The sequence below is a fragment of the Citrobacter sp. RHB20-C16 genome, from assembly GCF_013890155.1.
In the GTDB taxonomy this organism is placed as follows: domain Bacteria; phylum Pseudomonadota; class Gammaproteobacteria; order Enterobacterales; family Enterobacteriaceae; genus Citrobacter_A; species Citrobacter_A amalonaticus.
This window is the reverse complement of sequence record NZ_CP057630.1, coordinates 4,147,559-4,172,174: the sequence shown is the minus strand read 5'-3', so window position 1 is coordinate 4,172,174 and position 24,616 is coordinate 4,147,559. Positions and strand designations below refer to the sequence as shown.

General features: G+C 51.3%; 19 protein-coding genes and 1 tRNA gene. 11 read left to right on the top strand and 9 right to left on the bottom strand.

What is annotated here, in order from left to right; genetic code table 11:
- Nucleotides 1-18: 18 nt before the first annotated feature.
- From HVX64_RS19985 to pepA, 3 genes are all read right to left on the bottom strand, one after another.
- The gene (locus HVX64_RS19985; RefSeq protein WP_042999254.1) at nucleotides 19-2,874 is read right to left on the bottom strand and encodes a valine--tRNA ligase; all 2,856 of its coding nucleotides are present in this window, start codon (nucleotides 2,872-2,874) and stop codon (nucleotides 19-21) included.
- Entirely contained in the window at nucleotides 2,874-3,317 is a 444-nt protein-coding gene (gene holC, locus HVX64_RS19980; protein WP_042999255.1) for a DNA polymerase III subunit chi, read from the bottom strand. The genes HVX64_RS19985 and holC overlap by 1 nt, the downstream gene beginning before the upstream one ends.
- Nucleotides 3,318-3,417: 100 nt before the next feature.
- The gene (pepA, locus tag HVX64_RS19975; protein ID WP_044253264.1) at nucleotides 3,418-4,929 is read right to left on the bottom strand and encodes a leucyl aminopeptidase; all 1,512 of its coding nucleotides are present in this window, start codon (nucleotides 4,927-4,929) and stop codon (nucleotides 3,418-3,420) included.
- A 153-nt stretch (nucleotides 4,930-5,082) separates the two neighbouring features.
- Here pepA and ytgA point away from each other — a divergent pair, with 153 nt between their 5' ends.
- From ytgA to lptG, 3 genes are all read left to right on the top strand, one after another.
- Complete coding sequence (gene ytgA, locus HVX64_RS24010; RefSeq protein ID WP_211180521.1) at nucleotides 5,083-5,133, top strand: protein YtgA; 51 nt, start codon at nucleotides 5,083-5,085, stop codon at nucleotides 5,131-5,133.
- A 62-nt stretch (nucleotides 5,134-5,195) separates the two neighbouring features.
- Entirely contained in the window at nucleotides 5,196-6,296 is a 1,101-nt protein-coding gene (gene lptF / locus HVX64_RS19970; RefSeq protein ID WP_042999257.1) for an LPS export ABC transporter permease LptF, read from the top strand.
- A complete protein-coding gene (lptG, locus tag HVX64_RS19965; RefSeq protein WP_042999258.1) occupies nucleotides 6,296-7,378 on the top strand; it encodes an LPS export ABC transporter permease LptG in 1,083 nt (360 codons plus the stop codon). Before lptF ends, lptG begins: the two co-directional genes overlap by 1 nt.
- Nucleotides 7,379-7,441: 63 nt before the next feature.
- Here the strand turns inward: lptG and HVX64_RS19960 are convergent, their stop codons facing one another.
- From HVX64_RS19960 to idnD, 5 genes are all read right to left on the bottom strand, one after another.
- Entirely contained in the window at nucleotides 7,442-8,944 is a 1,503-nt protein-coding gene (locus tag HVX64_RS19960; protein ID WP_044253268.1) for a helicase HerA-like C-terminal domain-containing protein, read from the bottom strand.
- A 78-nt stretch (nucleotides 8,945-9,022) separates the two neighbouring features.
- Entirely contained in the window at nucleotides 9,023-10,021 is a 999-nt protein-coding gene (locus tag HVX64_RS19955; protein WP_042999260.1) for a LacI family DNA-binding transcriptional regulator, read from the bottom strand.
- A 57-nt stretch (nucleotides 10,022-10,078) separates the two neighbouring features.
- On the bottom strand, nucleotides 10,079-11,398 hold the full coding sequence (gene idnT / locus HVX64_RS19950) for a gnt-II system L-idonate transporter (RefSeq protein ID WP_042999261.1): 1,320 nt from the start codon (nucleotides 11,396-11,398) through the stop codon (nucleotides 10,079-10,081).
- A gap of 63 nt (nucleotides 11,399-11,461) precedes the next feature.
- Nucleotides 11,462-12,226 (bottom strand): gluconate 5-dehydrogenase, encoded by a 765-nt coding sequence (idnO, locus tag HVX64_RS19945; RefSeq protein ID WP_042999262.1) that lies wholly within the window; start codon nucleotides 12,224-12,226, stop codon nucleotides 11,462-11,464.
- A gap of 11 nt (nucleotides 12,227-12,237) precedes the next feature.
- A complete protein-coding gene (gene idnD, locus HVX64_RS19940) occupies nucleotides 12,238-13,281 on the bottom strand; it encodes an L-idonate 5-dehydrogenase (protein WP_042999263.1) in 1,044 nt (347 codons plus the stop codon).
- 217 nt (nucleotides 13,282-13,498) lie between these two features.
- On the opposite strand from idnD, the gene idnK reads away from it, so the two are divergent.
- The gene (gene idnK / locus HVX64_RS19935; protein WP_042999264.1) at nucleotides 13,499-14,041 is read left to right on the top strand and encodes a gluconokinase; all 543 of its coding nucleotides are present in this window, start codon (nucleotides 13,499-13,501) and stop codon (nucleotides 14,039-14,041) included.
- Between the two features lie 24 nt (nucleotides 14,042-14,065).
- Here the strand turns inward: idnK and HVX64_RS19930 are convergent, their stop codons facing one another.
- Nucleotides 14,066-15,085, bottom strand: a complete 1,020-nt coding sequence (locus tag HVX64_RS19930; RefSeq protein WP_042999265.1) for an NAD(P)-dependent alcohol dehydrogenase — start codon at nucleotides 15,083-15,085, stop codon at nucleotides 14,066-14,068.
- 201 nt (nucleotides 15,086-15,286) lie between these two features.
- Between HVX64_RS19930 and HVX64_RS19925 the strand changes: the two genes are divergently transcribed.
- From HVX64_RS19925 to HVX64_RS19895, 7 genes are all read left to right on the top strand, one after another.
- Nucleotides 15,287-15,371, top strand: a tRNA-Leu gene (locus HVX64_RS19925).
- Nucleotides 15,372-15,569: 198 nt separating this feature from the next.
- On the top strand, nucleotides 15,570-16,829 hold the full coding sequence (locus HVX64_RS19920) for an integrase arm-type DNA-binding domain-containing protein (RefSeq protein ID WP_181825147.1): 1,260 nt from the start codon (nucleotides 15,570-15,572) through the stop codon (nucleotides 16,827-16,829).
- Nucleotides 16,830-17,077: 248 nt separating this feature from the next.
- Entirely contained in the window at nucleotides 17,078-17,305 is a 228-nt protein-coding gene (locus HVX64_RS19915) for a helix-turn-helix transcriptional regulator (RefSeq protein WP_001608810.1), read from the top strand.
- Nucleotides 17,305-18,804, top strand: coding sequence for a class I SAM-dependent DNA methyltransferase (locus HVX64_RS19910; protein ID WP_181825146.1), 1,500 nt, complete (start codon nucleotides 17,305-17,307; stop codon nucleotides 18,802-18,804). Before HVX64_RS19915 ends, HVX64_RS19910 begins: the two co-directional genes overlap by 1 nt.
- Nucleotides 18,805-18,809: 5 nt before the next feature.
- Nucleotides 18,810-20,294: a class I SAM-dependent DNA methyltransferase gene (locus tag HVX64_RS19905; RefSeq protein WP_181825145.1), complete on the top strand. Its 1,485-nt coding sequence runs from the start codon at nucleotides 18,810-18,812 to the stop codon at nucleotides 20,292-20,294.
- Complete coding sequence (locus HVX64_RS19900) at nucleotides 20,287-21,501, top strand: restriction endonuclease subunit S (RefSeq protein WP_181825144.1); 1,215 nt, start codon at nucleotides 20,287-20,289, stop codon at nucleotides 21,499-21,501. The genes HVX64_RS19905 and HVX64_RS19900 overlap by 8 nt, the downstream gene beginning before the upstream one ends.
- Complete coding sequence (locus HVX64_RS19895; RefSeq protein ID WP_181825143.1) at nucleotides 21,501-24,563, top strand: HsdR family type I site-specific deoxyribonuclease; 3,063 nt, start codon at nucleotides 21,501-21,503, stop codon at nucleotides 24,561-24,563. The genes HVX64_RS19900 and HVX64_RS19895 overlap by 1 nt, the downstream gene beginning before the upstream one ends.
- The last annotated feature ends 53 nt before the right edge of the window (nucleotides 24,564-24,616 follow it).

The window sequence follows — 24,616 nt, the reverse complement described above, 5'->3', positions numbered from 1 at the left end:
CATTATCGCTTTCCGCGATTACAGCGCGGCGATAACCGCCTGCTGCTCAATCAGTTTCGCTTTCGCCTCGGCATAACCTTCCAGCTTCTCACGCTCTTTGGCGATCACCGCTTCCGGCGCACGCGCCACAAAGCCTTCGTTAGCGAGTTTGTTTTCGATACGGCTAATTTCGCCTTCGATTTTCGCCACTTCTTTTGCCAGACGCGCCAGTTCATCGTCTTTATTGATGAGACCCGCCATCGGGATCAGCAGTTCGGCGCCGTCGATGATTTTAGTCACGGAGACCGGACCCTTGTCATCAGCAGGCAGTACGGTGATGCTTTCCAGACGCGCCAGGTTCAGCAGGAAGCTGCGGTTGTCGTTTACGCGACGCATCGCGTCATCGCTGCAACCCCGCAGCAGCAGCTCAAGCGGTTTGCCCGGCGCAATGTTCATTTCCGCACGGATGTTACGTACGGCAACGATCGCCTGCTTCAGCCATTCGGTGTCCGCGAGTGCGGCTTCATCAACCTGTGCGGCGTTATATTCCGGGAACGGCTGCAGCATGATGGTGTCAGCGGTAATGCCGGCAATCACTTTCACACGCTGCCAGATGGTTTCAGTGATAAACGGGATGATCGGGTGCGCCAGGCGCAGCAGACCTTCCAGCACGGTCACCAGCGTATGGCGGGTGCCACGCAGTTCAGCTTCCGTTCCGCCGGTCATGACCGGTTTGGTCAGCTCCAGGTACCAGTCACAGAACTGGTTCCAGGTAAACTCATACAAAATACCCGCGGCGATATCGAAGCGGAAGTTATCCAGTGCTTCACGGTACGCTTTGGTGGTCTGGTTGAATTCCGCGAGGATCCAGCGGTCCGCCAGCGACAGAGTCATCTCGCCGCCGTTGAATCCGCAATCCTGTTCTTCGGTGTTCATCAGCACAAAACGGCTGGCGTTCCACAGCTTGTTACAGAAGTTACGGTAACCTTCCAGGCGCTTCATGTCCCAGTTGATGTCGCGACCGGTTGAAGCCAGCGCGGCGAGGGTGAAACGCAGGGCATCGGTGCCGTGCGGTTCAATGCCGTCCGGGAACTGTTTTTCGGTACGTTTGGCAATTTTTTCAGCCAGTTGTGGCTGCATCATGTTGCCGGTACGTTTTTCCAGCAGTTCCGGTAACGAAATACCGTCGACCATATCCAGCGGGTCAATTACGTTACCCTTGGACTTGGACATCTTCTGGCCTTCGTCGTCGCGGATCAGACCGGTCATGTAGACGGTTTTGAACGGAACCTGCGGCTTGCCATTTTCATCTTTGATGAAGTGCATGGTCATCATGATCATGCGGGCAATCCAGAAGAAGATGATGTCGAAGCCGGAAACCATCACGCTGGTTGGGTGGAACTGACGCAGCGCATCGGTGTTTTCCGGCCAGCCGAGGGTGGAGAAGGTCCACAGCGCGGAGGAGAACCAGGTATCCAGCACGTCGTCGTCCTGACGCAGGGCAACGTCTGCGCTCAGGTTGTTTTCCTTACGCACTTCGTCTTCGTTGCGACCCACATAGACGTTACCGTCGTTGTCGTACCATGCAGGAATACGGTGACCCCACCACAGCTGACGGGAAATACACCAGTCCTGAATATCGCGCATCCAGGAGAAATACATGTTTTCGTACTGCTTCGGCACGAACTGAATATCGCCGTTCTCAACGGCTTCTACCGCCGGTTTTGCCAGTACATCGGCACGGACGTACCACTGGTCGGTCAGCATCGGTTCGATGACCACGCCGCCACGGTCGCCGTACGGGACGGTCAGGTCGTGCGGTTTAATTTCTTCCAGCAGGCCCAGCGCGTCGATCGCCGCAACCACCGCTTTACGTGCGGCGAAGCGCTCCAGTTTCTGGAATTCCGCCGGAATTTCGTTGGAGTAGACGTCGGACTCATTGCCTTTGGTGTCGTACACTTCCGCCGTTTCGCGGATATCGCCATCAAAGGTGAAGATGTTGATCATTGGCAGGGCATGACGACGACCGACTTCGTAGTCGTTAAAGTCGTGCGCCGGGGTGATTTTCACGCAGCCGGTGCCTTTTTCCATGTCGGCGTGTTCATCACCGACGATCGGAATGCGGCGGTTCACCAGCGGCAACACCACGAATTTGCCAATCAGATCTTTATAACGCGGATCTTCCGGGTTAACGGCCACGCCGGTATCGCCCAGCAGGGTTTCCGGACGGGTGGTCGCCACCACCAGGTAATCTTTGCCGTCAGCCGTTTTTGCGCCGTCGGCCAGCGGGTAGCGGATGTGCCACATCGAGCCTTTAGACTCGCGGTTTTCTACTTCCAGATCGGAAATGGCGGTGCGCAGTTTTGGATCCCAGTTCACCAGGCGTTTGCCACGGTAAATCAGATCTTCTTTGTACAGGCGGACAAAGACTTCTTTCACGGCATTGGAAAGACCTTCGTCCATGGTGAAGCGCTCGCGCTCCCAGTCCACGGAGTTGCCGAGACGACGCATCTGACGGGTGATGGTACCGCCGGATTCCGCTTTCCACTGCCAGATTTTATCGATAAAGGCATCGCGACCGTAGTCGTGGCGGGTTTTTCCTTCTTCAGCGGCAATTTTACGCTCAACCACCATCTGGGTCGCGATACCGGCGTGATCGGTCCCGACCTGCCACAGGGTATTTTTCCCCTGCATGCGCTGATAGCGGATCAGCGTATCCATGATGGTTTGCTGGAAAGCATGACCCATATGCAAACTGCCGGTGACGTTCGGCGGCGGGATCATGATGCAGAAGGACTCTTTGCTTTCATCGCCGTTAGGCTTGAAGTAGCCCTGCTTTTCCCAGTGCTCGTAAAGCGGCTGTTCGATATCTTGGGGGTTGTATGTCTTTTCCATTATTTCCAGGTTGCCGTATTCAGGTTAAAACCAGCCACGCGGTAGGCTTTGTAGCGTTCGCGTGCCGATTGTTTCAGAGAATCTTCGTAAGGGACGAAGTCTATCACTTCTGTGAAAGCGGTGGCAAAATCTGCAAAGCCAACGCGCAGGCTGATGAGCAGATCGCGCGGACTGCTGTTGCGTTTTTCCGGCCAGGCGATTTCTACCGGCGCACCGCCGCGCGGCCCTTCACCGGCCAGATTGTGCGGGACGAAACGGTCAGCCGGTCTGGCCCATAGCGCCTCATCCAGGCGAATCGCCTGTTTTTCGTCTTCGCAGGCAATCAACACGCGTTTGCCGCTGCGCCAACGTTCTGCGGCAATCTCACACACCAGTTGCTCGACGGCGCTAAGGCCATCGTGTTGTGTGTCGTTGTCCAGAAGATAGAACGTTGCGTTTCTCATGGTATGGGGCTTCTTGTGGTGGATTTAAATGCGTTGTCTTCTTGCACACCGTAGGCCGGATAAGCGCAGCGCTTATCCGGCCTACGGGGCAATTTCAAACTTACTCTTCGCCGGAAAAACCGGCACGATTGAGCAGGAACTGCGACAACAGCGCCACCGGACGACCGGTTGCGCCTTTAGCTTTCCCGGAACGCCATGCGGTACCGGCGATGTCGAGGTGCGCCCAGTTGTACTTGCGGGTAAAGCGCGACAGGAAACAGCCTGCGGTGATTGCGCCGCCAGGACGGCCGCCGATATTCGCCATATCCGCGAAGTTGGATTCCAGCTGTTCCTGATACTCATCACCCAGCGGCAGACGCCATGCGCGGTCGCCCGCTTGTTCGGACGCGCCGATCAGCTCGTGCGCCAGCGGGTTATGGTTCGACATCAGACCGGTAATGTGGTGGCCCAGCGCAATCACGCAGGCGCCCGTCAGGGTCGCCACGTCGATTACCGCTTCTGGCTCGAAACGCTCAACGTAGGTTAAGACGTCGCAGAGTACCAGACGGCCTTCGGCATCGGTGTTCAGCACTTCAACCGTCTGACCGGACATGGTCGTCAGCACGTCGCCCGGACGATAGGCGCGACCACCAGGCATGTTTTCACAGCCTGCCAGCACGCCGATGACGTTGATTGGCAACTGAAGCTCCGCCACCATGCGCATTACGCCATACACTGCCGCCGCACCGCACATGTCGTACTTCATCTCGTCCATGCCTTCAGCTGGCTTGATGGAGATACCGCCGGAGTCAAAGGTGAGCCCTTTACCGACCAACACAATCGGACGCACGTCTTCGGACGGACTGCCTTTGTACTCAATCACTGACATCAGCGATTCATTCTGCGAACCGTGACCGACGGCGAGGTATGCGTGCATTCCCAGCTCTTTCATCTGCTGTTCGCCGATGACGCGGGTGACCACATTCTTGCTGTAGCTGTCAGCTAACTGGCGCGCCTGAGAGGCTAAATAGGCGGCGTTACAGATGTTCGGCGGCATGTTGCCGAGATCTTTCGCGGCCTTAATGCCGGCAGCAATGGCCAGACCGTGCTGAATCGCACGCTCGCCGCTGGTCAGCTCACGGCGGGTCGGCACATTGAAGACCATTTTACGCAGCGGGCGGCGCGGCTCGCTTTTGGTGGTTTTCAGTTGATCGAAGCTGTACAGCGTCTCTTTGGCCGTCTCGACAGCCTGACGCACTTTCCAGTAGTTGTTGCGGCCTTTGACGTGCAGTTCGGTCAGGAAGCAGACGGCTTCCATTGAGCCGGTATCATTCAGAGTGTTGATAGTTTTCTGAATCACCTGCTTATACTGACGTTCATCCAGCTCGCGTTCTTTGCCACAACCGATGAGGAGGATACGCTCGGACAGTACGTTGGGGACATGGTGTAACAACAGGGTCTGACCCGGTTTGCCTTCCAGTTCGCCACGACGCAACAGGGCACTGATGTACCCGTCGCTGATTTTATCGAGCTGTTCTGCAACCGGAGAAAGGCGGCGTGGTTCAAAGACGCCCACGACGATGCAGGCACTCCGCTGTTTCTCCGGGCTACCGCTTTTTACACTAAACTCCATGCACTACGCTCCTGAATCTTAAAGACAACGGCGGCGCCTGCGGTTAGAATTGCAAGCTTTCGTAACTCATATCCGCAGTTGCGGTGACTTCGTGTTAATCTTAACGTTATTACGGCATTGGCACATCAGAACGCGTTCTGAGTGGCGAATCCGCTGAGTATAATAATTTTAGCGACGATTTCGACGACTCAAGAGAATAAATGACGTTTAAGCCATGAAACAAGCTAAATTCCTGCAAAAGACGAGTTTTTACGGGCGTATTTAAAGTGATAATCATAAGATATCTGGTGCGGGAGACGCTCAAAAGCCAGCTTGCCATCCTCTTCATTCTGCTTTTGATCTTCTTTTGTCAAAAGTTAGTGAGGATCCTCGGCGCAGCGGTTGACGGTGACATTCCGGCAAATCTGGTGCTCTCGCTGCTGGGCCTCGGCGTGCCTGAAATGGCGCAGCTTATCCTGCCGCTCAGCCTGTTCCTCGGATTGTTGATGACGCTGGGCAAACTGTATACCGAAAGTGAAATTACGGTGATGCACGCCTGCGGTCTGAGCAAGGCCGTGCTGGTGAAAGCCGCCATGATCCTGGCGTTGTTCACCGGGATCATCGCCGCCGTTAACGTCATGTGGGCGGGGCCGTGGTCGTCAAAACATCAGGATGAAGTGCTGGCCGAGGCGAAAGCCAACCCCGGTATGGCCGCACTGGCGCAGGGGCAGTTCCAGCAGGCCACCAATGGCAGCTCGGTACTGTTTATTGAAAGCGTTGACGGTAGCGATTTCAAGGATGTGTTCCTCGCACAAATTCGCCCGAAAGGTAACGCCCGTCCTTCTGTGGTGGTCGCCGATTCCGGACATCTGTCGCAGATGCGCGACGGTTCGCAGGTGGTCACGCTGAACAAAGGCACTCGCTTTGAAGGCACCGCACTGCTGCGTGATTTCCGTATTACCGACTTCCAGGACTATCAGGCGATTATCGGTCACCAGGCGGTGGCGCTGGATCCGAACGACACCGACCAGATGGACATGCGCACGCTGTGGTCCACTGATACCGATCGCGCCCGTGCGGAACTGCACTGGCGTATCACGTTGGTATTCACCGTATTTATGATGGCGCTGATGGTCGTCCCGCTGAGCGTGGTCAACCCGCGTCAGGGCCGCGTGCTGTCGATGCTGCCCGCGATGCTGCTCTATTTGATGTTCTTCCTGATCCAGACCTCCCTGAAATCCAATGGCGGGAAAGGAAAGCTGGACCCGGTTATCTGGATGTGGGTGGTCAACCTGCTGTATCTGGCGCTGGCGGTGGGTCTTAACCTGTGGGATACAGTGCCGGTGCGCCGTCTGCGCGCCCGTTTTTCGCGTAAAGGAGCGGTGTGATGCAGCCATTTGGTGTCCTTGACCGCTATATCGGTAAAACCATTTTCACCACCATCATGATGACGTTATTCATGCTGGTGTCGCTTTCCGGCATCATCAAGTTCGTCGACCAGCTGAAAAAAGCCGGGCAGGGGAGCTACGACGCGTTGGGCGCGGGGATGTACACCCTGCTCAGCGTGCCGAAAGATGTGCAGATTTTCTTCCCGATGGCGGCATTGCTTGGTGCGCTATTGGGACTCGGGATGCTGGCGCAGCGCAGCGAGCTGGTCGTGATGCAGGCGTCGGGTTTTACCCGTATGCAGGTTGCGTTCTCGGTGATGAAAACCGCGATCCCACTGGTGCTGCTGACCATGGCCATCGGCGAGTGGGTTGCGCCGCAGGGCGAGCAGATGGCGCGTAATTACCGTGCGCAGGCGATGTACGGCGGTTCGCTGCTTTCCACCCAGCAGGGGCTGTGGGCGAAAGACGGCAATAACTTTGTTTACATCGAACGAGTGAAAGGTGACGAAGAGTTAGGCGGCATCAGCATTTATGCCTTCAACGATCAGCGTCGTCTGCAATCCGTGCGCTATGCTGCGTCGGCGAAGTTTGACCCGGAACAGAAGGTCTGGCGTCTGTCGCAGGTGGATGAGTCGAATCTGACCGATCCGAAGCAGATCACCGGTTCGCAAATGGTGAGCAGTACCTGGAAAACCAACCTCACGCCAGACAAACTGGGCGTGGTGGCGCTGGACCCGGATGCGCTCTCTATCAGCGGTCTGCACAACTATGTGAAATACCTGAAGTCGAGCGGCCAGGAGGCCGGGCGCTACCAGCTCAATATGTGGAGCAAAGTCTTCCAGCCGCTGTCCGTTGCGGTGATGATGCTGATGGCGCTGTCGTTCATCTTTGGTCCGCTGCGTAGCGTGCCAATGGGCGTGCGGGTGGTGACGGGGATAAGCTTTGGTTTTGTTTTCTACGTGCTGGACCAGATCTTTGGCCCGCTGACGCTGGTGTACGGTATTCCGCCGATTATCGGCGCCCTGCTGCCGAGCGCCTCGTTCTTCTTGATCAGTCTCTGGCTGATGATGCGTAAGTCATAATCGTTCGCCGCCATCCGGCAACGTAAAGCGCAGTGCCTGATGGCGCTGCGCTTATCCTCAGTACTAGCGTTTTCTGCCGCCCATCAGGCTGCCTAACATCCCGCGAATGAGCTGATTGGTGACCTGACGCGCTGCGCTTTTTGCCACGCTCTGCACTACGCCATCGCGCTTGCCACCGCGCGGTCCGGTACTGCCGAAGAGAATATCCTTCAGCCCGCCGAGGATCCCGTCGTCAACCGCCACCTCTTTGCCTTTCGCCGTCGGGTTACTTTGCGCTTCGGTCGTTGCCTGGACACTTTGTTGCAGCATTTCAAACGCGGATTCACGATCCAGGTCGTCTTCATATTTGCCATAAACCGGAGAGTGGTTGATAAGCCCATTGCGCTCATCATCCGTCACCGGTCCCATCCGTGAGCACGGGGCGATCACCATTGCCCGCTCGACGACCGATGGACTGCCTTTGGCATCGAGGAATGAAACCAGTGCTTCACCGGTGCCCAGTTCCTGAATCGCTTTCTCTGTATCAAACGCCGGATTGGCGCGCATGGTCTGCGCGGCGGTTTTCACCGCCTTCTGATCTTTCGGCGTAAAGGCGCGCAGGGCATGCTGAACGCGGTTGCCCAACTGACCGAGGACGTTATCCGGAATATCCGACGGGTTTTGCGAAACAAACCAGACGCCAACCCCTTTCGAGCGGATCAGACGGATCACCTGTTCAATTTTATCCAACAGCACCTGCGGGGCGTCGTTGAACAGCAGATGCGCTTCGTCGAAAAAGAAGACCAGCTTCGGTTTTTCCAGATCGCCGGCTTCCGGCAGTTGCTCGTAAAGCTCGGAGAGCATCCACAGCAGGCTGGCTGCGTAGAGTTTTGGCATCTGGTAGAGCTTCTCGGCGCTGAGAATATTGATGATCCCTTTGCCACTGGCATCGGTCCGCATCCAGTCTTTGATGTCGAGCATCGGCTCGCCAAAGAAGTGCGTCGCACCTTGCTGTTCAAGCGTCAGCAGCCCACGCTGGATCGCTCCGACTGAAGCGCTGCTGATGTTGCCATACTGATTCTGGAAGGATTTAGCGTTATCGCCGATGTATTGCGTGATGGCCCGCAGATCTTTGAAATCCAGCAGCAACAGACCCTGGTCATCGGCAATACGGAAGATAATGTTCAGCACGCCGGACTGCACCTCGTTGAGGTTCAGCAGACGCGCCAGCAGCAACGGCCCGAGGTCTGAGACCGTGGCGCGAACCGGATGACCTTTTTCGCCGAAGATGTCCCACAGTACCACCGGATTGCTGTGCGGTTGCCAGTCGGTAATGCCGATATTTTTCAGTCTGGCGAGCAGTTTTTCGGAAGCCTGGCCTTCGGCAGCGATGCCCGTTAAGTCACCTTTTACATCGGCCATAAAAACCGGTACGCCAATTTCCGACAGCGACTCGGCCAGCTTCTGTAGCGTGACGGTTTTCCCGGTCCCGGTCGCCCCGGTAATCAGCCCGTGGCGGTTCGCCATCCCGGGGAGTAAAAACAGTTCAGTGTCTGGCGTGCGGGCAATCAGCAGGGGTGAGCTCATGAGATTTCCTCCATTTATCCTGCGTCGAGTATAGGCAATGTGAGTGCAAGAGAATATGCGCCGGGGAGAGAAAATCACTTATAGCGTATTGCCGTGGTAAATCTGGTATCCCAAATCGATCGTATTGTGGTTGTGGTCGTTGTTCTTGATTTTGCTCAGCAACATCTGCGCCGCCATGCGGCCAATGTCAAAGCGGGGGGTGATGACGCTGGCAAGACTTGGGATCATCTGTCGGCCCATCTCCAGACCGTGGAAACCGGCAATGGAGACCTGTTCCGGCACGGACAGGTCGCGTTCCCGGCAAAACAGCAGCGCGCCCATCGCAATATCATCATTGGTGCAAAACACACCGTCTAAATCCGGGTGGGCAATCAGCGCGTCGCGCATCAGTTGCATGCCCAGACGAATCGACGAGATCGCTTTCGGGTTCACGCGCAGCGGCGTCAGGCCTCGCCGCGTCATCGCATCGCAGTAACCGCGAAAACGCTGTTCATCACGGATATCGTCTTTCGAGCCGAGATAAAGAATTTTGCGCCGCTGGCGTTTATCCAGCATGGTGCTGACCATATCAAATGCCGCCTGGCGGTTATCAAACCCGACTTCCATATCCAGCCGATCGCCCTGAATATCCATTAGCTCGATAATGGGAATGGCCGCCGAGCGCAGGAATTTCACCGTGCGCAGGGTGTGATATTTCTCGGAAAGAATGATGCCGTCGATATTGTAGGAGAGCAGATTGATCACCGACTCTTCTTCCGACTCACGATCGTAGTTGTAGTTGGCAATCAGCGTCTGGTAGTTATGGTCGGATGTCACCGATTCGATACCGGCAAGAATGTCGGCGAAGAGCTGGTTCTGAAAGGAGGGAATGAGCACGCCAAGCGTGTAGCTTTGCGCGTTCAGCAACATGGCTGGCGCACGGTTCGGGATGTAGTTGATCTCCTCCATGATCTGCGCGATACGCTCGCCAGTTTCCTTTGCGACCTTTTTCGGCGAGCGGATATAGCGGCTCACCGTCATTTTGGTTACGCCCGCGAGCGTGGCGATGTCCTGCAAAGAAATTCTGTGGTTCCTCATCTTCTCTCCGGTACCGGGGAGCGGCGGCGACATCGCCCCCCGGTGGTTAATCACGCCTTAATGCAGAACCGCATTCAGTGCCAGCACGCCCAGCAGTCCCATGATTGAAATCAGCGTTTCCATCACGGTCCACGTCCGCAGCGTTTCACCGACGCTGAGGTTAAAGTAGCCCTTGAACAGCCAGAATCCCGGATCGTTTACGTGCGAAGCGATTACGCTACCGGCCCCGGTCGCCAACACCATCAACGCCGGATCGGCATGGGTGACGTTAATGATCGGCAATACCACGCCAGCGGTCGTGATCGCGGCGACGGTCGCCGATCCCAGTGCAATACGCAGTAACGCGGCCACTGTCCAGCACATCAGCAGCGGCGACAACGAGGTGCCGGTCATCAGGTGCGAGATATACTGACCCACGCCGCTGTCCACCAGAACCTGTTTAAACGCGCCGCCACCGGCGATGATAAACACAATCATGGCGATGGCACCGATAGAGTCACCGACGATATCCATGATCTGTTCAATCGTCCTGCCATTGCGTCGGCCTAGAGTGAAAATCGCCAGCACGATGGCGATAAACAGCGCGACGGCAGGGTTCCCGATAAACTCAAAGAATACCCGTACCGAGTTGGTTTTGGGCAGTGTAATTTCACAGACGGCAGCAACGGCCATCAGTATGACGGGGATCACCGCCGCAAAGATACTGTTCCAGAAGGACGGCATCTCCTCTTCGGTGAACAGGTGCGGGTTAAACAATCCTTCCGGCGGCGCTTTTTCAAAGCGGGTCAGCAGTTTTGAAAACAGTGGGCCTGCGACAATCACCGTAGGAATGGTGATAATAAACCCGTACAGCAACGTGGTGCCGAGGCTGGCTTCAAAAATCGTCGCAATGGCTGTCGGTCCCGGATGCGGCGGCAGGAAGCAGTGGGTGACCGAAAGGGCAGCGACCATCGGCACGCCGACATACAGCAGCGGCAAACCGGATGAGGCCACCACCGTAAACACCAACGGCAGCAGCAGTACAAAGCCGACTTCGAAGAACATCGCCAGCCCAACGACCAGTCCGGTGACGACCAGCGCCCACTGCACGCGTTTTTTACCAAACGTTCCGATCAGGGTGGTCGCGATGCGCTGCGCGGCCCCCGTATCAGAAATCAATTTTCCCAACATTGCGCCAAAACCGAGGATCATCGCCAGCCCGCCGAGCGTGCCGCCGATCCCGTTTTGAATGGAATGTAAAACGGCCTGTGCGTCCATCCCTTCGGCGAATCCCACGACGGCTGCGACCAGGACCAGGGCGATGAAGCCATTGACTTTAAAGCCAATCATCAGGACCAGAAGCAGCGCGACGCCTGCCGCAATTATGATTAATGGCATAATCTTATCTCTTATGTGTGCCAAAAAGGCAGCGCTGGCGCGCTGCGTAGGGTTGTTCAGTGGTTACACTGCGACCAGCATGCCGCCGTCGACGAACAGTAGATGTCCGTTGACGAAGTCCGAGGCTTTGGAGGAGAGGAATACCGCCGCGCCAATCAGCTCCTGCGGATCGCCCCAGCGGGCGGCAGGGGTACGTTTGCATAACCATGAGGTGAAGGCTTCATCTTCCACCAGCGCTTTAGTCATTTCCGTTTTGAAGTACCCCGGTGCGATGCCGTTAACCTGGATGTTATGGCGCGCCAGTTCAACGCACATACCGCGAGTCAGCATCTTCACCGCACCTTTCGAGGCGGCGTACGGGGTGATGGTGTCGCGACCCAGTTCACTTTGCATCGAGCAGATGTTGATCACTTTCCCGGCCTGGCGCTCCACCATTCGGCGGGTTACCGCCTGGGAGACGAGGAACACGGCGGTCTGGTTAACGGCGATCACGTCGTTCCATTCCTGCTCAGGGAATTCGGTAAATGGGTGGCGGCGCTGGATCCCGGCGTTATTGACCAGCACATCAATCGGGCCAATATCCTTTTCGATATGGTCAATTGCGGCGTCAATATCCTGTTTATGCGTCACGTTAAAAGGAGCGGCAACGGCACGGATCCCTTCCTGCTGCAGTTTAGCAACCGCGGCTTCTGCCCGCTCTGACGTAATATCGTTGACGATAATCTGCGCACCATACTGACCAAGACCCGTTGCCAGCAAATAACCGATCCCCTGGGCGGAACCGGTGATCAGAATATTTTTACCTGCCAGTGAAAAAAGATCGTTCATGATGTTATTCCTTATTTTTCATTCTCAAAGACGAGCTGAACTTTCGCCGCCTGGGTTTTGTCGCTGGCGAAAATCAGCGCCTGTTCCAGGTCGGTAAACGGATATTCCGCACTCAGTAGCGGCAGCGGATCGATAACGTTATGCGCCAGCCAGGAGACTGCGGTGTTAAATTCAGTGGTAAAGCGGAACGAGCCTTTCAGGGCGATCTCTTTGCCGATCAGCATCATCATCGGAAAGTCCGGAACGGCACCACCCATACCAACCTGCACCATCACCCCTTTTGCGCGGGTGACTTCCAGACAGGTGGTAATGGAGGAGGGATGACCGGAGACCTCGAAACTGATATCGAAATAGCCCTTCTCCGTTTTCCACTGGTCGAGCGCGTCATGCTGGGGATTAACCAGCGTATCTGCGCCCATTTGTTGAGCCAGCGATAGCGAACGGGGGCTGACATCGGCACAGACCACTTCCGCTGCACCCAGCGTTTTCACCGCGCTGACGATCAGGCAACCGATGGGGCCGACGCCGGAGATAAACACTTTCTTACCCTGGAGATCGCCAGCCTCATGCGCAGCATGGATGGCAACGGCCAGCGGTTCAGCAAAGGCCATGACCTTTTCGTCCGCCTGTTCCGGGTAAGGAATACACTGGGCGGTATCGACCGTTTTAAACTGGGTAAAGCCGCCGTCGACGTGCGGAAAATACATCGCACTGCCAAAAAAGCGCATTTCAGTGCACTGGTTTTCTTCATGTTGAAGACAGTATTTACAATGACCGCATGGTTTAGACGGATTAATGGCAATCGACTGCCCTTCGCGTAATGTTTCTGAATCGCTATGGACCACTTTACCAATAACTTCATGGCCTAAAATCATCGGTGCTTTGACGGTAAAATTACCGACTTTACCTTCCTGATAATAATGTAAGTCGGAACCGCAAATTCCTCCGCGGGTTATTTTTACGAGCGTGCCTTTATTATTCCATTCGATATTCTGTTGTGTTACGGCAACAGAGCGCTTACCCGCGACAACGCAGGATTGAGTTTTCACTTCCATAAATGCCTCACTGGGTCAGGTCTTCATCTCCGGTGCATTTAAGCGGTTTTAATTGTCCTTATTTGTGAGTTAGGTCACACTGGAAAATTGTTACACTACAATGTTACGCATAACGTGATGCGCTTTATAATTCTCATCTATGGAAACAAAAAAGCGTGAAATTGCCGATTGTGCAGGCGTAATATCGCGCCATGAAATATGACGCAGAGGGTTTTACATGGCCGGGGAAAGCTATATTTTGATGGGCGTTTCAGGAAGTGGTAAATCGTTAATTGGTAGTAAGGTGGCAGCATTATTATCGGCGAAGTTTATTGATGGTGACGATCTCCATCCTGCCAAAAACATTGATAAAATGTCCCAGGGAATACCATTAACCGACGAAGACAGACTGCCGTGGTTAGAACGCTTAAATGATGCATCTTATAGTCTGTATAAAAAGAATGAGACCGGGTTTATTGTGTGCTCATCATTAAAAAAGCAGTATCGTGATTTTTTACGTAAGGGCAGTCCTAACGTGCATTTTCTCTGGCTGGATGGCGACTACGATATTATCCTGGAACGGATGCAACGTCGGGCAGGGCATTTTATGCCGGTCGGTTTGCTGAAAAGTCAGTTTGAGGCGCTGGAGTGTCCATTGGCGGAGGAAGCCGATATTGCGCGTATCGACATTAATCATGACATTGAGAATGTGACGGCGCAGTGCCAACAGGCGGTTCTGGCGTTTCGCCAGGCACGAGAGCGACTCAGCACCTCACTCTGAGTTGAGAAGCGCTGAGTCAGACTGTCAGAAATCGGCTTTCAGCACCACACGGTAGCGGGCTTTACCGTCGCGCACGTGCTGGATTGCCTCGTTGATTTTCGACATCGGGAACAGTTCGGTGGTTGGCGAGACTTTGCTGCGTCCGGCAAACTTCATCAGCTTACGCAGTTCATACGGTGTACCAGTCGCCGAACCGGAGACGCTGCGATCGCCGGCAATCAACGTGAAGGCAGGGACCGGTAGCGGCTTCAGTACCGCGCCGACGGTATGGAAGTTGCCGCCGTAAGCCAGCGCTTCGAAGTAGGGTTGCCAGTCGAGATCGACATTGACGGTATTGATGATGAGATCGAACTGGCCTGCCAGCGCCGTTAATGCCTGCGGATCGCGGCTGTTCACCACTTTATCGGCACCCATCGCAAGCACTTCTTTCTCTTTCGCCGGGTTAGAGCTGAACGCGGTGACTTCACATCCCATTGCATGCAATAGCTTGATAGCGATATGTCCCAGTCCGCCAATACCGATCACCCCAACGCGGCTGGTGGCAGTGACGTGGTGCATCAGCAGCGGTTTAAACACCGTGATACCGCCGCACAGCAGCGGACCGGCGGATTCACTATCGATGCTTTCTGGAAGCGGGATCACCCACTGCCAGTCTGCGCGCAGCTTCTCGGCAAAGCCGCCACGATTAAGAATGGTGGGCACCGCTCCTTCCAGGCAGTTGATCTGATTACCGCTGATACAAGCATCGCAGTGACCACAGCTGCGCGCCGTCCAGCCAATCCCCACGCGCTGGCCGATCTTCAGGCCTTTCGCCTGCGCCGCGCTACCGAGGGCGGCCACGCGACCAATCACCTCATGTCCGGCAACCAGTGGATACTGAGAGAATCCCCACTCGTTGTCGATCATCGACAAATCGGAATGGCAGATACCGCAGTAATCGACCTGCACCTCGACATCCTCCGGCTTGAGTTCGCCTGCATCGTATTCAAAGAGTTCGAGTTCGCTACCCGCCTCTTTTGCGGCATAGCTTTTAATCATCGACATCGTGTTTCCCTCAGTGTGGTGTTGAACAGAAAAGTGTAGAGCATGGGAAACGGCGTCGCTTTGCAGAAGGGGGGATTAAGAAGAGCGCGGGATGGATGTATGCTGATTTTTTCGACACTTAACGGAGAAGACACACGCTAGCGCTTGCATGGTTGCGTGCTACAGGTATAATCCACAACGTTTTCCGCATACCTCTTCAGTGCCGAAGTGGCGAAATCGGTAGACGCAGTTGATTCAAAATCAACCGTAGAAATACGTGCCGGTTCGAGTCCGGCCTTCGGCACCATCGGAACATCAATAGACGTCAACAGACGTCTTTTTTTGTGCCTGAAATCCAGTATCCGCAAGGCTTTCCTCGCTTTTTCACTTAACGTAAGTCAACCTGATTCAATCTACATCAACTTACTGATGCGGGTACAACTGCGGGTATATCCCGGTTCGATAATGTTTGTACCCACACAGAACCCTTGAAAGGATACTCATCATGGCTCTGAGTGATGTGAAGGTTCGTTCGGCTAAGCCTGAAGCAAAAGCCTATAAACTAACTGACGGTGAAGGCATGGTTTTGCTGGTTCACCCTAACGGTTCCAAATACTGGCGGCTTCGTTATCGTTTTGGCGGTAAGGAGAAGATGCTGGCGCTGGGGAAATACCCTGAAGTCTCGCTGGCCGATGCCAGGGGGCGCCGGGATGAAGCCCGTAAGCTAATAGCTAATGGCATCGATCCCAGTGAGAACAAGAAAGCCGTTAAGGTAGAGCAGGAGCAAGAGGCTATAACGTTTGAAGTGGTAGCCAGAGAGTGGCACGCCAGCAATCAGAAGTGGTCTGCATCGCATAGTGCTCGTGTATTGAAAAGCCTCGAAGACAATTTATTTGCTTCAGTTGGGAAGCGAAATATCAAAGATATTGGTACTCGTGACTTACTGGTCCCAATTAAAGCAGTGGAAAAGTCAGGACGCCTTGAAGTGGCTGCGCGTCTTCAACAGCGAACAACGGCAATAATGCGCTTTGCGGTACAGAACGGCTTAATTGATTACAATCCTGCACAAGAGATCGCTGGTGCGATCGCAACAGCTAAACGAAAGCATCGCGCTGCGCTAGATCTCAACCGCATTCCTGAGTTACTCCATCGCATTGATAACTACACCGGCAGACCATTAACGCGGTTAGCTGTGGATTTGACGTTACTGGTTTTCATTCGTTCGAGCGAGTTACGTTTTGCTCGCTGGACAGAAGTGGATTTTGAAACGGCTATGTGGACGATTCCGGGCGAGCGTGAGCCACTGGAAGGAGTTAAGCATTCTCAACGTGGTTCGAAGATGCGTACTCCACATCTTGTTCCTTTGTCGCGACAAGCTCTCGCTATCTTGCAAAAGATCAAAAGCATGAGTGGAAACCGTGAGCTGATCTTTGTGGGCGATCACGATCCGCGTAAACCTATGAGTGAAAACACGGTGAACAAGGCGCTGAGAGTGATGGGTTATGACACGAAAACGGAAGTCTGTGGGCATGGTTTCAGGACGATGGCGTGTAGTTCTTTGATTGAATCGGGATTGTGGTCGAGGGATGCGGTGGAGCGGCAGATGAGTCATCAGGAACGAAATTCTGTGCGAGCGGCTTACATCCATAAAGCGGAGCATCTGGGGGAGCGTAGGCTAATGCTGCAGTGGTGGGCGGATTACCTGGATGCGAACCGTGAGAAGAGGGTGAGTCCATTTGAATACTCTAAAGACAAAAAACGATAGCAATGATTAGTTATAAGTTCCTGCAGGCCAAAGTGTCGCTAATTGGCATATGATCTCACTGGAACCTATGTCGGGTATTTATGCCCGACATGTATCCTGAATTTAAAAATGTTGAATATGCATGTTTTACTGTCCATACGTTCAATGTTTTCCCAACTGATGTAATTTCATTTCAGCTTGAATTTTTTTTGTTTTTTTCGCATTTTGGGATACGATTTGCATCGTTAAGCACAACGATAAGGACCATTATGATCCGTTGCCATCTTGCTCGGCTCATGGGCGAACATAAGATGCGAATAGCCGATGTTGTCAGGGAAACAGGCCTGAGTCGCAACACTATCACTTTGCTTTACAAAGAGACGGCTCAGAAGGTTGACCTGGATACATTAGAAAGGCTTTGCGTGCTTTTTGACTGTGAAATACACGATTTACTGCAAAAGGTTCCTGCTTCGCAGAATCGTACAGAGAAAAATTAATGACACTTATTAACCTAAAGGATCTCGAGGCCCATCTTTGGCATGCAGCCCATATTATCACTGGGCCTATTGATGCGTCAGATTACAAAACGTACATATTCCCAATCCTATTCTTCAAACGCATTTGTGATGTATATGACGAAGAATTTGCCGATGCGATTGAGAAGGTTGGAGATGCAGAGCTTGCCAAGGGGAAGATGTTTCACCGCATTCAGATACCAGAGAATTGCCACTGGCGCGATGTTTTCGCTGAGACCAAAGACATTGGCCAGGCCTTAAAAGACTCCTTCCGTGGTATAGAACTGGCAAACCCTAAACTGCATGGCATTTTTGGCGATGCCAGTTGGACCAATAAAGAACGCCTTTCAGATGAGTTACTGGCTACGCTACTTAATCACTTCAATAAGGTGAATCTGGGTGTTGCAAGTGTCCGTGATGATGTCATGGGCCGTGCATATGAGTATCTAATCAAACGCTTTGCAGACAAAGCTAACAAGAAAGCCGGTGAGTTCTATACCCCACGTACTATCGTTCGCTTGATGGTTAACATTCTTGATCCAAAAGCCGGTGAGAGTGTCTACGATCCCGCCTGTGGTACCGGTGGTATGCTGCTTGAGACTATCCACCATGTAAAAGATAACGGTGGCGATCCGCGTTTGCTAAAAATTAAAGGTCAGGAAAAAAACCTGACCACCGAAGCCATCGCGCGAATGAACCTGTTCCTGCACGGTCAGGAGGATTTCGATATTGTTCGTGGGGATACGCTGCGTGAACCTAAGTTTTTGCAAAGCGATCGTTTAGAAACTTTCGACTGCGTTGTTGCCAACCCACCATTTAGCTTGAAGGAATGGGGATACGATCTGTGGTCGAACGATCCCTATGGCCGTAAGCAATATGGTCTGGCGCCAAAAACAAATGGTGATTTTGCCTGGGTGCAGCATATGTTTGCTTCACTTAACGACAATGGGCGTATGGCTGTCGTGTTACCTCATGGTGTGCTATTTCGTGGCGGGGCTGAGGGAGTAATTCGAACCAAATTGCTGCAAGAAAATCGCATTGTGGCAATTATTGGTGTCGCTTCCAATCTGTTCTACGGCACTGGGATTCCTGCGTGTATTTTGGTGCTACGCAAATCACGCCCGGCAACGCATAAAGATCATGTATTGATCATCAATGCTGAAGAAATCTATACCAAGGGGCGCGCGCAGAATACGCTGTCCAACAAGCAGGCTGATGATATATACAAAATTTACCATGGCTTTGCTCAACAGGGGCCGGATGCAAAAGAAATAGAAGGCGTTGCACGTTGGGTACCTCTGAAGGAGATTGAAGAGAATGGCTTCAATCTTAATATTGCTCGTTATGTGCAAAAACCACTCGAAGAAGAAACCATTACTGTGGAAGAAGCGTTCAAAGATTTTCAACGGAAGCTGGCTGAGCTGGAAAAAGCAGAAGAGGAGCTGGAAGCCCTGCTTATCAAAGAAGGGTTCGAGGTATGAGTACTATGAGTAATAAGAAGCTGGAAGAGCTGCTCTGGGGAGCCGCCGAATTTCTTCGTGGCCAAATTGACGCATCAGACTACAAGCAGTATGTCTTTCCCTTGCTGTTTTATAAACGCTTGTCAGATGTCTATCTGGAAGAATATAACGAAGCGCTGGAACTTCATGAAGGCGATGCTGAATACGCCGCCATGCCGATGTTTCACCGTTTCAACATTCCCTCTGAGGCAGCTTGGGAAAAGGTCCGCAATACCAGTAAAAACATTGGTGAAGCTATCCAGAATGCTCTTCGACTAATTGAAGCCAATAACCCACGTTTACATGGCGTCTTCGGTGATGCACAGTGGACCAATAAAGAGCGCCTTCCCGATCATCTGCTGGCTGATCTGATTGAACATTTCAGTAAAATTCCGCTAGGCATTAAATCTGTCGCCCAGGATGACCTTGGCGAAGCCTACGAATACCTGATTAAAAAATTCGCTGATGATTCCGGCCATACGGCAGCAGAGTTCTACACCAACCGAACAGTCGTACATTTAATGACGCGCATTATGGGCTTAAAACCGGGTGAAACTGCCTATGATCCAACTTGCGGTACTGGCGGGATGTTGCTAAATGCAGTGATGGATCTCCGCTTAAGAGGTGAAGAGTGGCGCTCTGTGCACCTTTATGGACAGGAAGTGAATTTGCTGACATCCGCTATCGCACGTATGAATATGTTCCTGCACGATATTGAAGAGTTTGATGTGCTGCGTGGCGACACCCTGGCTGAGCCAAAGTTTATTGAAAACGATCGGCTCAAGCAGTTTGATGTAATTTTTGCCAACCCGCCATATTCCATCAAGAAGTGGAATCGTGACAAGTTTGCCGTCGATCCATATGGGCGTAATCTCTATGGCGTGCCACCGCAGGGCTGCGCTGATTATGCATTTTACACTCATATCATTAAAAGTCTGAAGCCAGAGACTGGTCGTGCCGCCATGCTTTGGCCCCATGGCGTGCTGTTCCGCGATTCTGAGCAGAGCATTCGTAAACAGGTGATTGAATCTGACATTATTGAAGCGGTGATTGGTTTGGGGCCGAATCTATTTTATAACTCGCCGATGGAATCTTGCGTGGTGGTGCTTAATTGCAATAAACCAGCCGAGCGCAAAAATAAGGTTCTGTTTATTAATGGCGTGAAGCATGTGACTCGCGAACGTGCCCATAGTAGTTTATCAAACGAAGATTTATTTGTGCTATGTGAGGCTTATTTTAAACCGGAGAGACAAATTGCCATTACCTCTTTGGTAGATATTGAGTCAATTAGGGAGAATCTCTACAATTTGTCGATTCCTCTGTATGTTCAAGCACAAGATACTAGTGAAGCATATGATTTTCAGCATGCTATTGAGACATGGAAAATTAGTCGGTTAAAATTAAAAAAACAGACTGATAAATTAATCGACAGCCTCGTTCAGTTAGGTTACGCGGTGAAGAAACATGATTAATCGAAAAGTAATTAAATTCGGTGATATTTGCCATGAAGTAAAACTCACAACCAAAGATCCTGTAGCTGAAGGTTATGAGCGTTACATAGGGTTAGAACACTTGGATTCTGGCTCGCTAAAAATAAATCGTTGGGGAGTTATTGCTGATGACAACCCGAGCTTTACTAAAGTTTTTAAAAAAGGAAATATATTATTTGGTCGTAGAAGAGCTTACTTGAAAAAAGCTGCAATAGCAGAATTTGATGGTATTTGCTCTGGCGATATCATAGTAATTAAACCTAGAACTAATACGAAGTTTTGTAAGCTATTGCCACATATTGTTCAGTCAGAATTATTTTGGAATTGGGCTATTAAGAATTCAGCTGGTGGATTGTCTCCTAGAACAAAATTTAAAAATCTTGCAGACTTTACATTTTATGATAAAACTGATACTGAGATTCAGTGCCTTGAAAGGAAAATTGCTTGTATAGAGAAAGTTCAGCGAGATTTTCTTGAACTGGATTCATCTACTTCCAGTTTATTCTTGACATTGGTGAACTCATTAACGCGATTTGGTACAAAACATGAGATTTTAAAAAAGACACCGGTAGGAATGATTCCAACTTCTTGGGATATATGCCAGTTCAAGGATTTATTAGCTTGTGATACCAAAAATGGACTTTATAAAGGCCAAGACTATTATGGGGCAGGATTGAAAATGGTTCATATGGGTGATATGTTCCATTCATCCAAAATAACAGAGAACAGTGTTGAACAATCAGTAAATGTAAATAATAAAGAAGTTAAGACGTTTGGGGTTATAAAAGGAGATTTACTATTTGCTCGCCGTTCATTAGTAAAAGAGGGGGCCGGGCTTTGTTGTATTTTTGATGGGAATGATTATTCAGCAACCTTTGAATCTTCAATTATTAGGGCTAGACTTGATCCTGAAAAAGCCAATCCAAGCTATTTTAATTATTTCTTTCGCAGTGATTATGGTAGATGGCTTATGGAAAGAATTGTTCAAACAGTTGCGGCTTCAGGGATAACGGGTACAGATTTAAAAAAAATGCTTGTTCCAGTTCCGTCAAAAAATGAACAAGACAAAATTGTAAATATTCTTGATGAGATAAGTAAGGTTAATTTACAAAAAATTAATAACCGATACTCTTATAACAATATTTTAAATTGTTTGGTCAGTGAATTGGTTGAATCTACGGAGTGCTAATGTTTAACGAACAAACCGTCACAGAAAATGGAATTATCGACCGTTTAAAAGGTTTAAGCGGGATCAAGTGGACATACTGCCACGGCGAAAACCTGCCTAAGCAAGCGCAGGATATCTTCGTTGATGTGTGGGTAAAAGACGCGCTTTGTTCGTTAAACCCTGATATCGGCAGACAGCCTGACTATGCCGATGAGGTCATCTACAAATTGCGGGGAGTGGTTTTAGAAGCCCGACATACCGGTTTGGTAAAGGCCAATGAAAACTTCCAGGAATGGTTGATGGCTGAGAAAACCTTGCCTTTTGGCGAGAATGGCGACCATACCACCATCAATCTGATTGATTTTGACAATATAGAAAATAACCACTTTGTGGTGGCACAGCAGGTCCACTATATCGCGGCCACTGAAGTCTATTTTGATATTGTCCTGTATGTGAACGGTATACCGCTGGTAGTGGGCGAAGTTAAAACCGCAACGCGCCCCAGCGTGACCTGGCAAGACGGCGCCGCCGACTTCATGGGCGGCAAAAAGTACTACTGGAAAAACGTTGAATCTTTCTTTGTTCCTAACTTGCTGTGCTTTGCCAGCGAAGGAAAAACCTTTGCCTATGGCGCAATTAATGCCCGAGTTAAAGACTGGGGGCCATGGCATAATACTGAGCTTCGTGATGAGATTTTACCGGGATTAGCATCGGTACTCCACAGCTGCGAGAGTTTGTTAAATCCGCAAACCTTATTGCAGTTACTGGAATCTTTTGCATTATTTTCAACAGTCAAAACGGGAAAAAATACTCCACCTAAACGCGTTAAAATCCTGCCGCGTTATCCGCAATTTGAAGCAGCAAAACAAATTGTTGAGCGTGTTCGCAGAGGCTATCCAAAAAAAGGTCTGATTTGGCATTTCCAGGGATCGGGTAAATCCTTGTTGATGCTTTACGCCGCTAAAATGCTGCGTGCCGACAATGCGTTAAAAAATCCGACGGTACTCATTGTTGTGGACCGGCGAGATCTGGACAGCCAAATTAACGAGACCTTTGGTGGAGCCGACGTTAAGAATCTGATTAAAGTGCAAAGCTGCAAAAAGTTGGGCGAATACATTGAGCAAGACAGCCGTGGCATTTTAATCACCACCATCTTCAAATTTAAAGATATCGAAATTGACGATAGCAACCCCAATGGCTTGAACAACCGTGACAACATCATTGTGTTGGTTGACGAAGCTCACCGTACCCAGGAAGGTGGGTTAGGCGAGAAAATGCGCTGGGCGCTGCCCAATGCCCACTTCTATGGCCTGACTGGTACTCCGATTTCTGGCATTGATCGTAATACATTCAAGTTGTTCGGTGCCGAAGAAGATCCTGGTCGCTATATGAGCCGCTATAGCTACAAGCAGTCGATCCGTGACGGCGCGACTAACCCAGTGAAGTTCGAACCTCGGCTGGCCGAACTCCGAGTGGATCGTGACGCCATCAACGAAGAGTTCGAGCAACTTGCTACTGAAAATAATCTGGACGAAGAAGAAAAAGCGGCATTATCCAGACGTGCTGGCAAGCTGGCCATCATGCTGAAATCTCCGAGACGCATGGCTGCGGTGAGTAATGACATTGTTGAGCATTTTACCAGCCATGTTATGCCGAAAAAGATGAAAGGCATGGTTGTGGTATACGATCGCGAAGCCTGTGTGCAGATGTATTATTTGCTCGGTGAAAAGCTCGGTTTTGATGCAGTTGAAGTGGTTATGAACGTTGACCAGGCTCCGGTTAAAGCTGAAGAGGGTGGTAAAAAAGATAAGCTCAACAAGGACTGGCTCAAATGGCATGACGAATTGGAGCTACCTGTTAAACAAGCTGATTTCGAACGCTGGCAGCACATTGATGCAGAAGAGCAGGTACAAAAGGAGCTGATTGAATGCTTTAAAGATCCTGTGCATCCGTTACAGCTTATCATCGTTACCGCCAAGCTGCTTACGGGCTTTGATGCGCCAATTTGCTACTGCATGTACCTCGATAAGCCTCTACGCGATCATACTCTTCTTCAGGCCATGTGCCGAACCAACCGGTTGTATGAAACCGATGACATACGCAAGGACATGGGATTAATTATCGACTACCTCGGCGTTTTCGAAAATCTGCGTACCGCTCTGGCCTACAACCCTGAAGAAATTGAAGGGGTTGTAGAGGGAATTGAGGCATTTAAAGAGCTATTGCCGTTACAACTGAATAAATGTCTGGCCTTCTTCCCTGGTGTGGATCGTTCCATAGAAGGTTTTGAAGGTATTATGGCTGCGCAAGAATGTCTGCCAACTAACGAGAAGCGTGATGAATTCGCTGCCAGCTTTGGAGTGTTATCTAAGTTATGGTCAGCTATCAATCCAGATCCTTTTTTAACCCCTTATCGTCAGGACTATAAATGGCTGGCGCAAATTTATGAATCGGTGCGTCCGGTGGGGCAGACAGGTGCGCTTGTTTGGGCTGCGCTTGGTCCTGAAACCATCAAAATGATCCATGAGCATACTGATATCAATCGTATTCGCGATGATATTGACGAGTTGATCATGGATGAGCACGCAATTTTTACCCTGACAGCTAAAGAACAGGAACAACGCGCAAAACGCCTGGAGATTGATCTTATGGGGCGTTTACGCGGTAGCCATGATCCTAAATTTGTGGCATTGGGCGAGCGCCTGGAAAAACTTCGTCAGGACTATGAAGCTGGTGTTATCAAGGCCATCGACTGGTTGAAAGGCCTGTTGGATGCTGCGAAAGATACCGTACAAGCTGAGCGCGAAACGGGCGAGCGCCCAGTAACTGAAGCTGATAATAAACAGGCTTTGACCAAGCTTTTCCTCGAAACACGCCCAGAAACTACCCCTAAGTTAATCGGTGATGTTGTTGAGCAAATTGATAAAATCGTGAAAGCTACCCGCTTTGATGGCTGGCAAAATTCCAACAGTGGCCCGCGTGAAATTCAAAAGGCGCTTTTGTTGACTCTGGCTCAGTTTGGATTAGGGAAAGATAAAGAGTTGTTCCGGAAAGCGTATGGTTACATTGAGGGACATTATTGAGTTTAATTAATTATCAGTTTCAAACCACCTTCTATGGAGGTGGTTTTTTATCT

Bases quoted from the DNA above. Each gene is read 5' to 3' on its own strand.
- HVX64_RS19900 (WP_181825144.1), top strand. From the start codon at position 20,287: ATGATTAATCGAAAAGTAATTAAATTCGGTGATATTTGCCATGAAGTA.
- HVX64_RS19910 (WP_181825146.1), top strand. From the start codon at position 17,305: ATGACACTTATTAACCTAAAGGATCTCGAGGCCCATCTTTGGCATGCA.
- lptG (WP_042999258.1), top strand. From the start codon at position 6,296: ATGCAGCCATTTGGTGTCCTTGACCGCTATATCGGTAAAACCATTTTC.
- HVX64_RS19920 (WP_181825147.1), top strand. From the start codon at position 15,570: ATGGCTCTGAGTGATGTGAAGGTTCGTTCGGCTAAGCCTGAAGCAAAA.
- HVX64_RS19915 (WP_001608810.1), top strand. From the start codon at position 17,078: ATGATCCGTTGCCATCTTGCTCGGCTCATGGGCGAACATAAGATGCGA.
- HVX64_RS19985 (WP_042999254.1), bottom strand. From the start codon at position 2,874: ATGGAAAAGACATACAACCCCCAAGATATCGAACAGCCGCTTTACGAG.
- idnO (WP_042999262.1), bottom strand. From the start codon at position 12,226: ATGAACGATCTTTTTTCACTGGCAGGTAAAAATATTCTGATCACCGGT.
- idnD (WP_042999263.1), bottom strand. From the start codon at position 13,281: ATGGAAGTGAAAACTCAATCCTGCGTTGTCGCGGGTAAGCGCTCTGTT.
- idnT (WP_042999261.1), bottom strand. From the start codon at position 11,398: ATGCCATTAATCATAATTGCGGCAGGCGTCGCGCTGCTTCTGGTCCTG.
- HVX64_RS19955 (WP_042999260.1), bottom strand. From the start codon at position 10,021: ATGAGGAACCACAGAATTTCTTTGCAGGACATCGCCACGCTCGCGGGC.
- HVX64_RS19960 (WP_044253268.1), bottom strand. From the start codon at position 8,944: ATGAGCTCACCCCTGCTGATTGCCCGCACGCCAGACACTGAACTGTTT.
- idnK (WP_042999264.1), top strand. From the start codon at position 13,499: ATGGCCGGGGAAAGCTATATTTTGATGGGCGTTTCAGGAAGTGGTAAA.
- HVX64_RS19930 (WP_042999265.1), bottom strand. From the start codon at position 15,085: ATGTCGATGATTAAAAGCTATGCCGCAAAAGAGGCGGGTAGCGAACTC.
- HVX64_RS19905 (WP_181825145.1), top strand. From the start codon at position 18,810: ATGAGTAATAAGAAGCTGGAAGAGCTGCTCTGGGGAGCCGCCGAATTT.
- holC (WP_042999255.1), bottom strand. From the start codon at position 3,317: ATGAGAAACGCAACGTTCTATCTTCTGGACAACGACACACAACACGAT.
- pepA (WP_044253264.1), bottom strand. From the start codon at position 4,929: ATGGAGTTTAGTGTAAAAAGCGGTAGCCCGGAGAAACAGCGGAGTGCC.
- HVX64_RS19895 (WP_181825143.1), top strand. From the start codon at position 21,501: ATGTTTAACGAACAAACCGTCACAGAAAATGGAATTATCGACCGTTTA.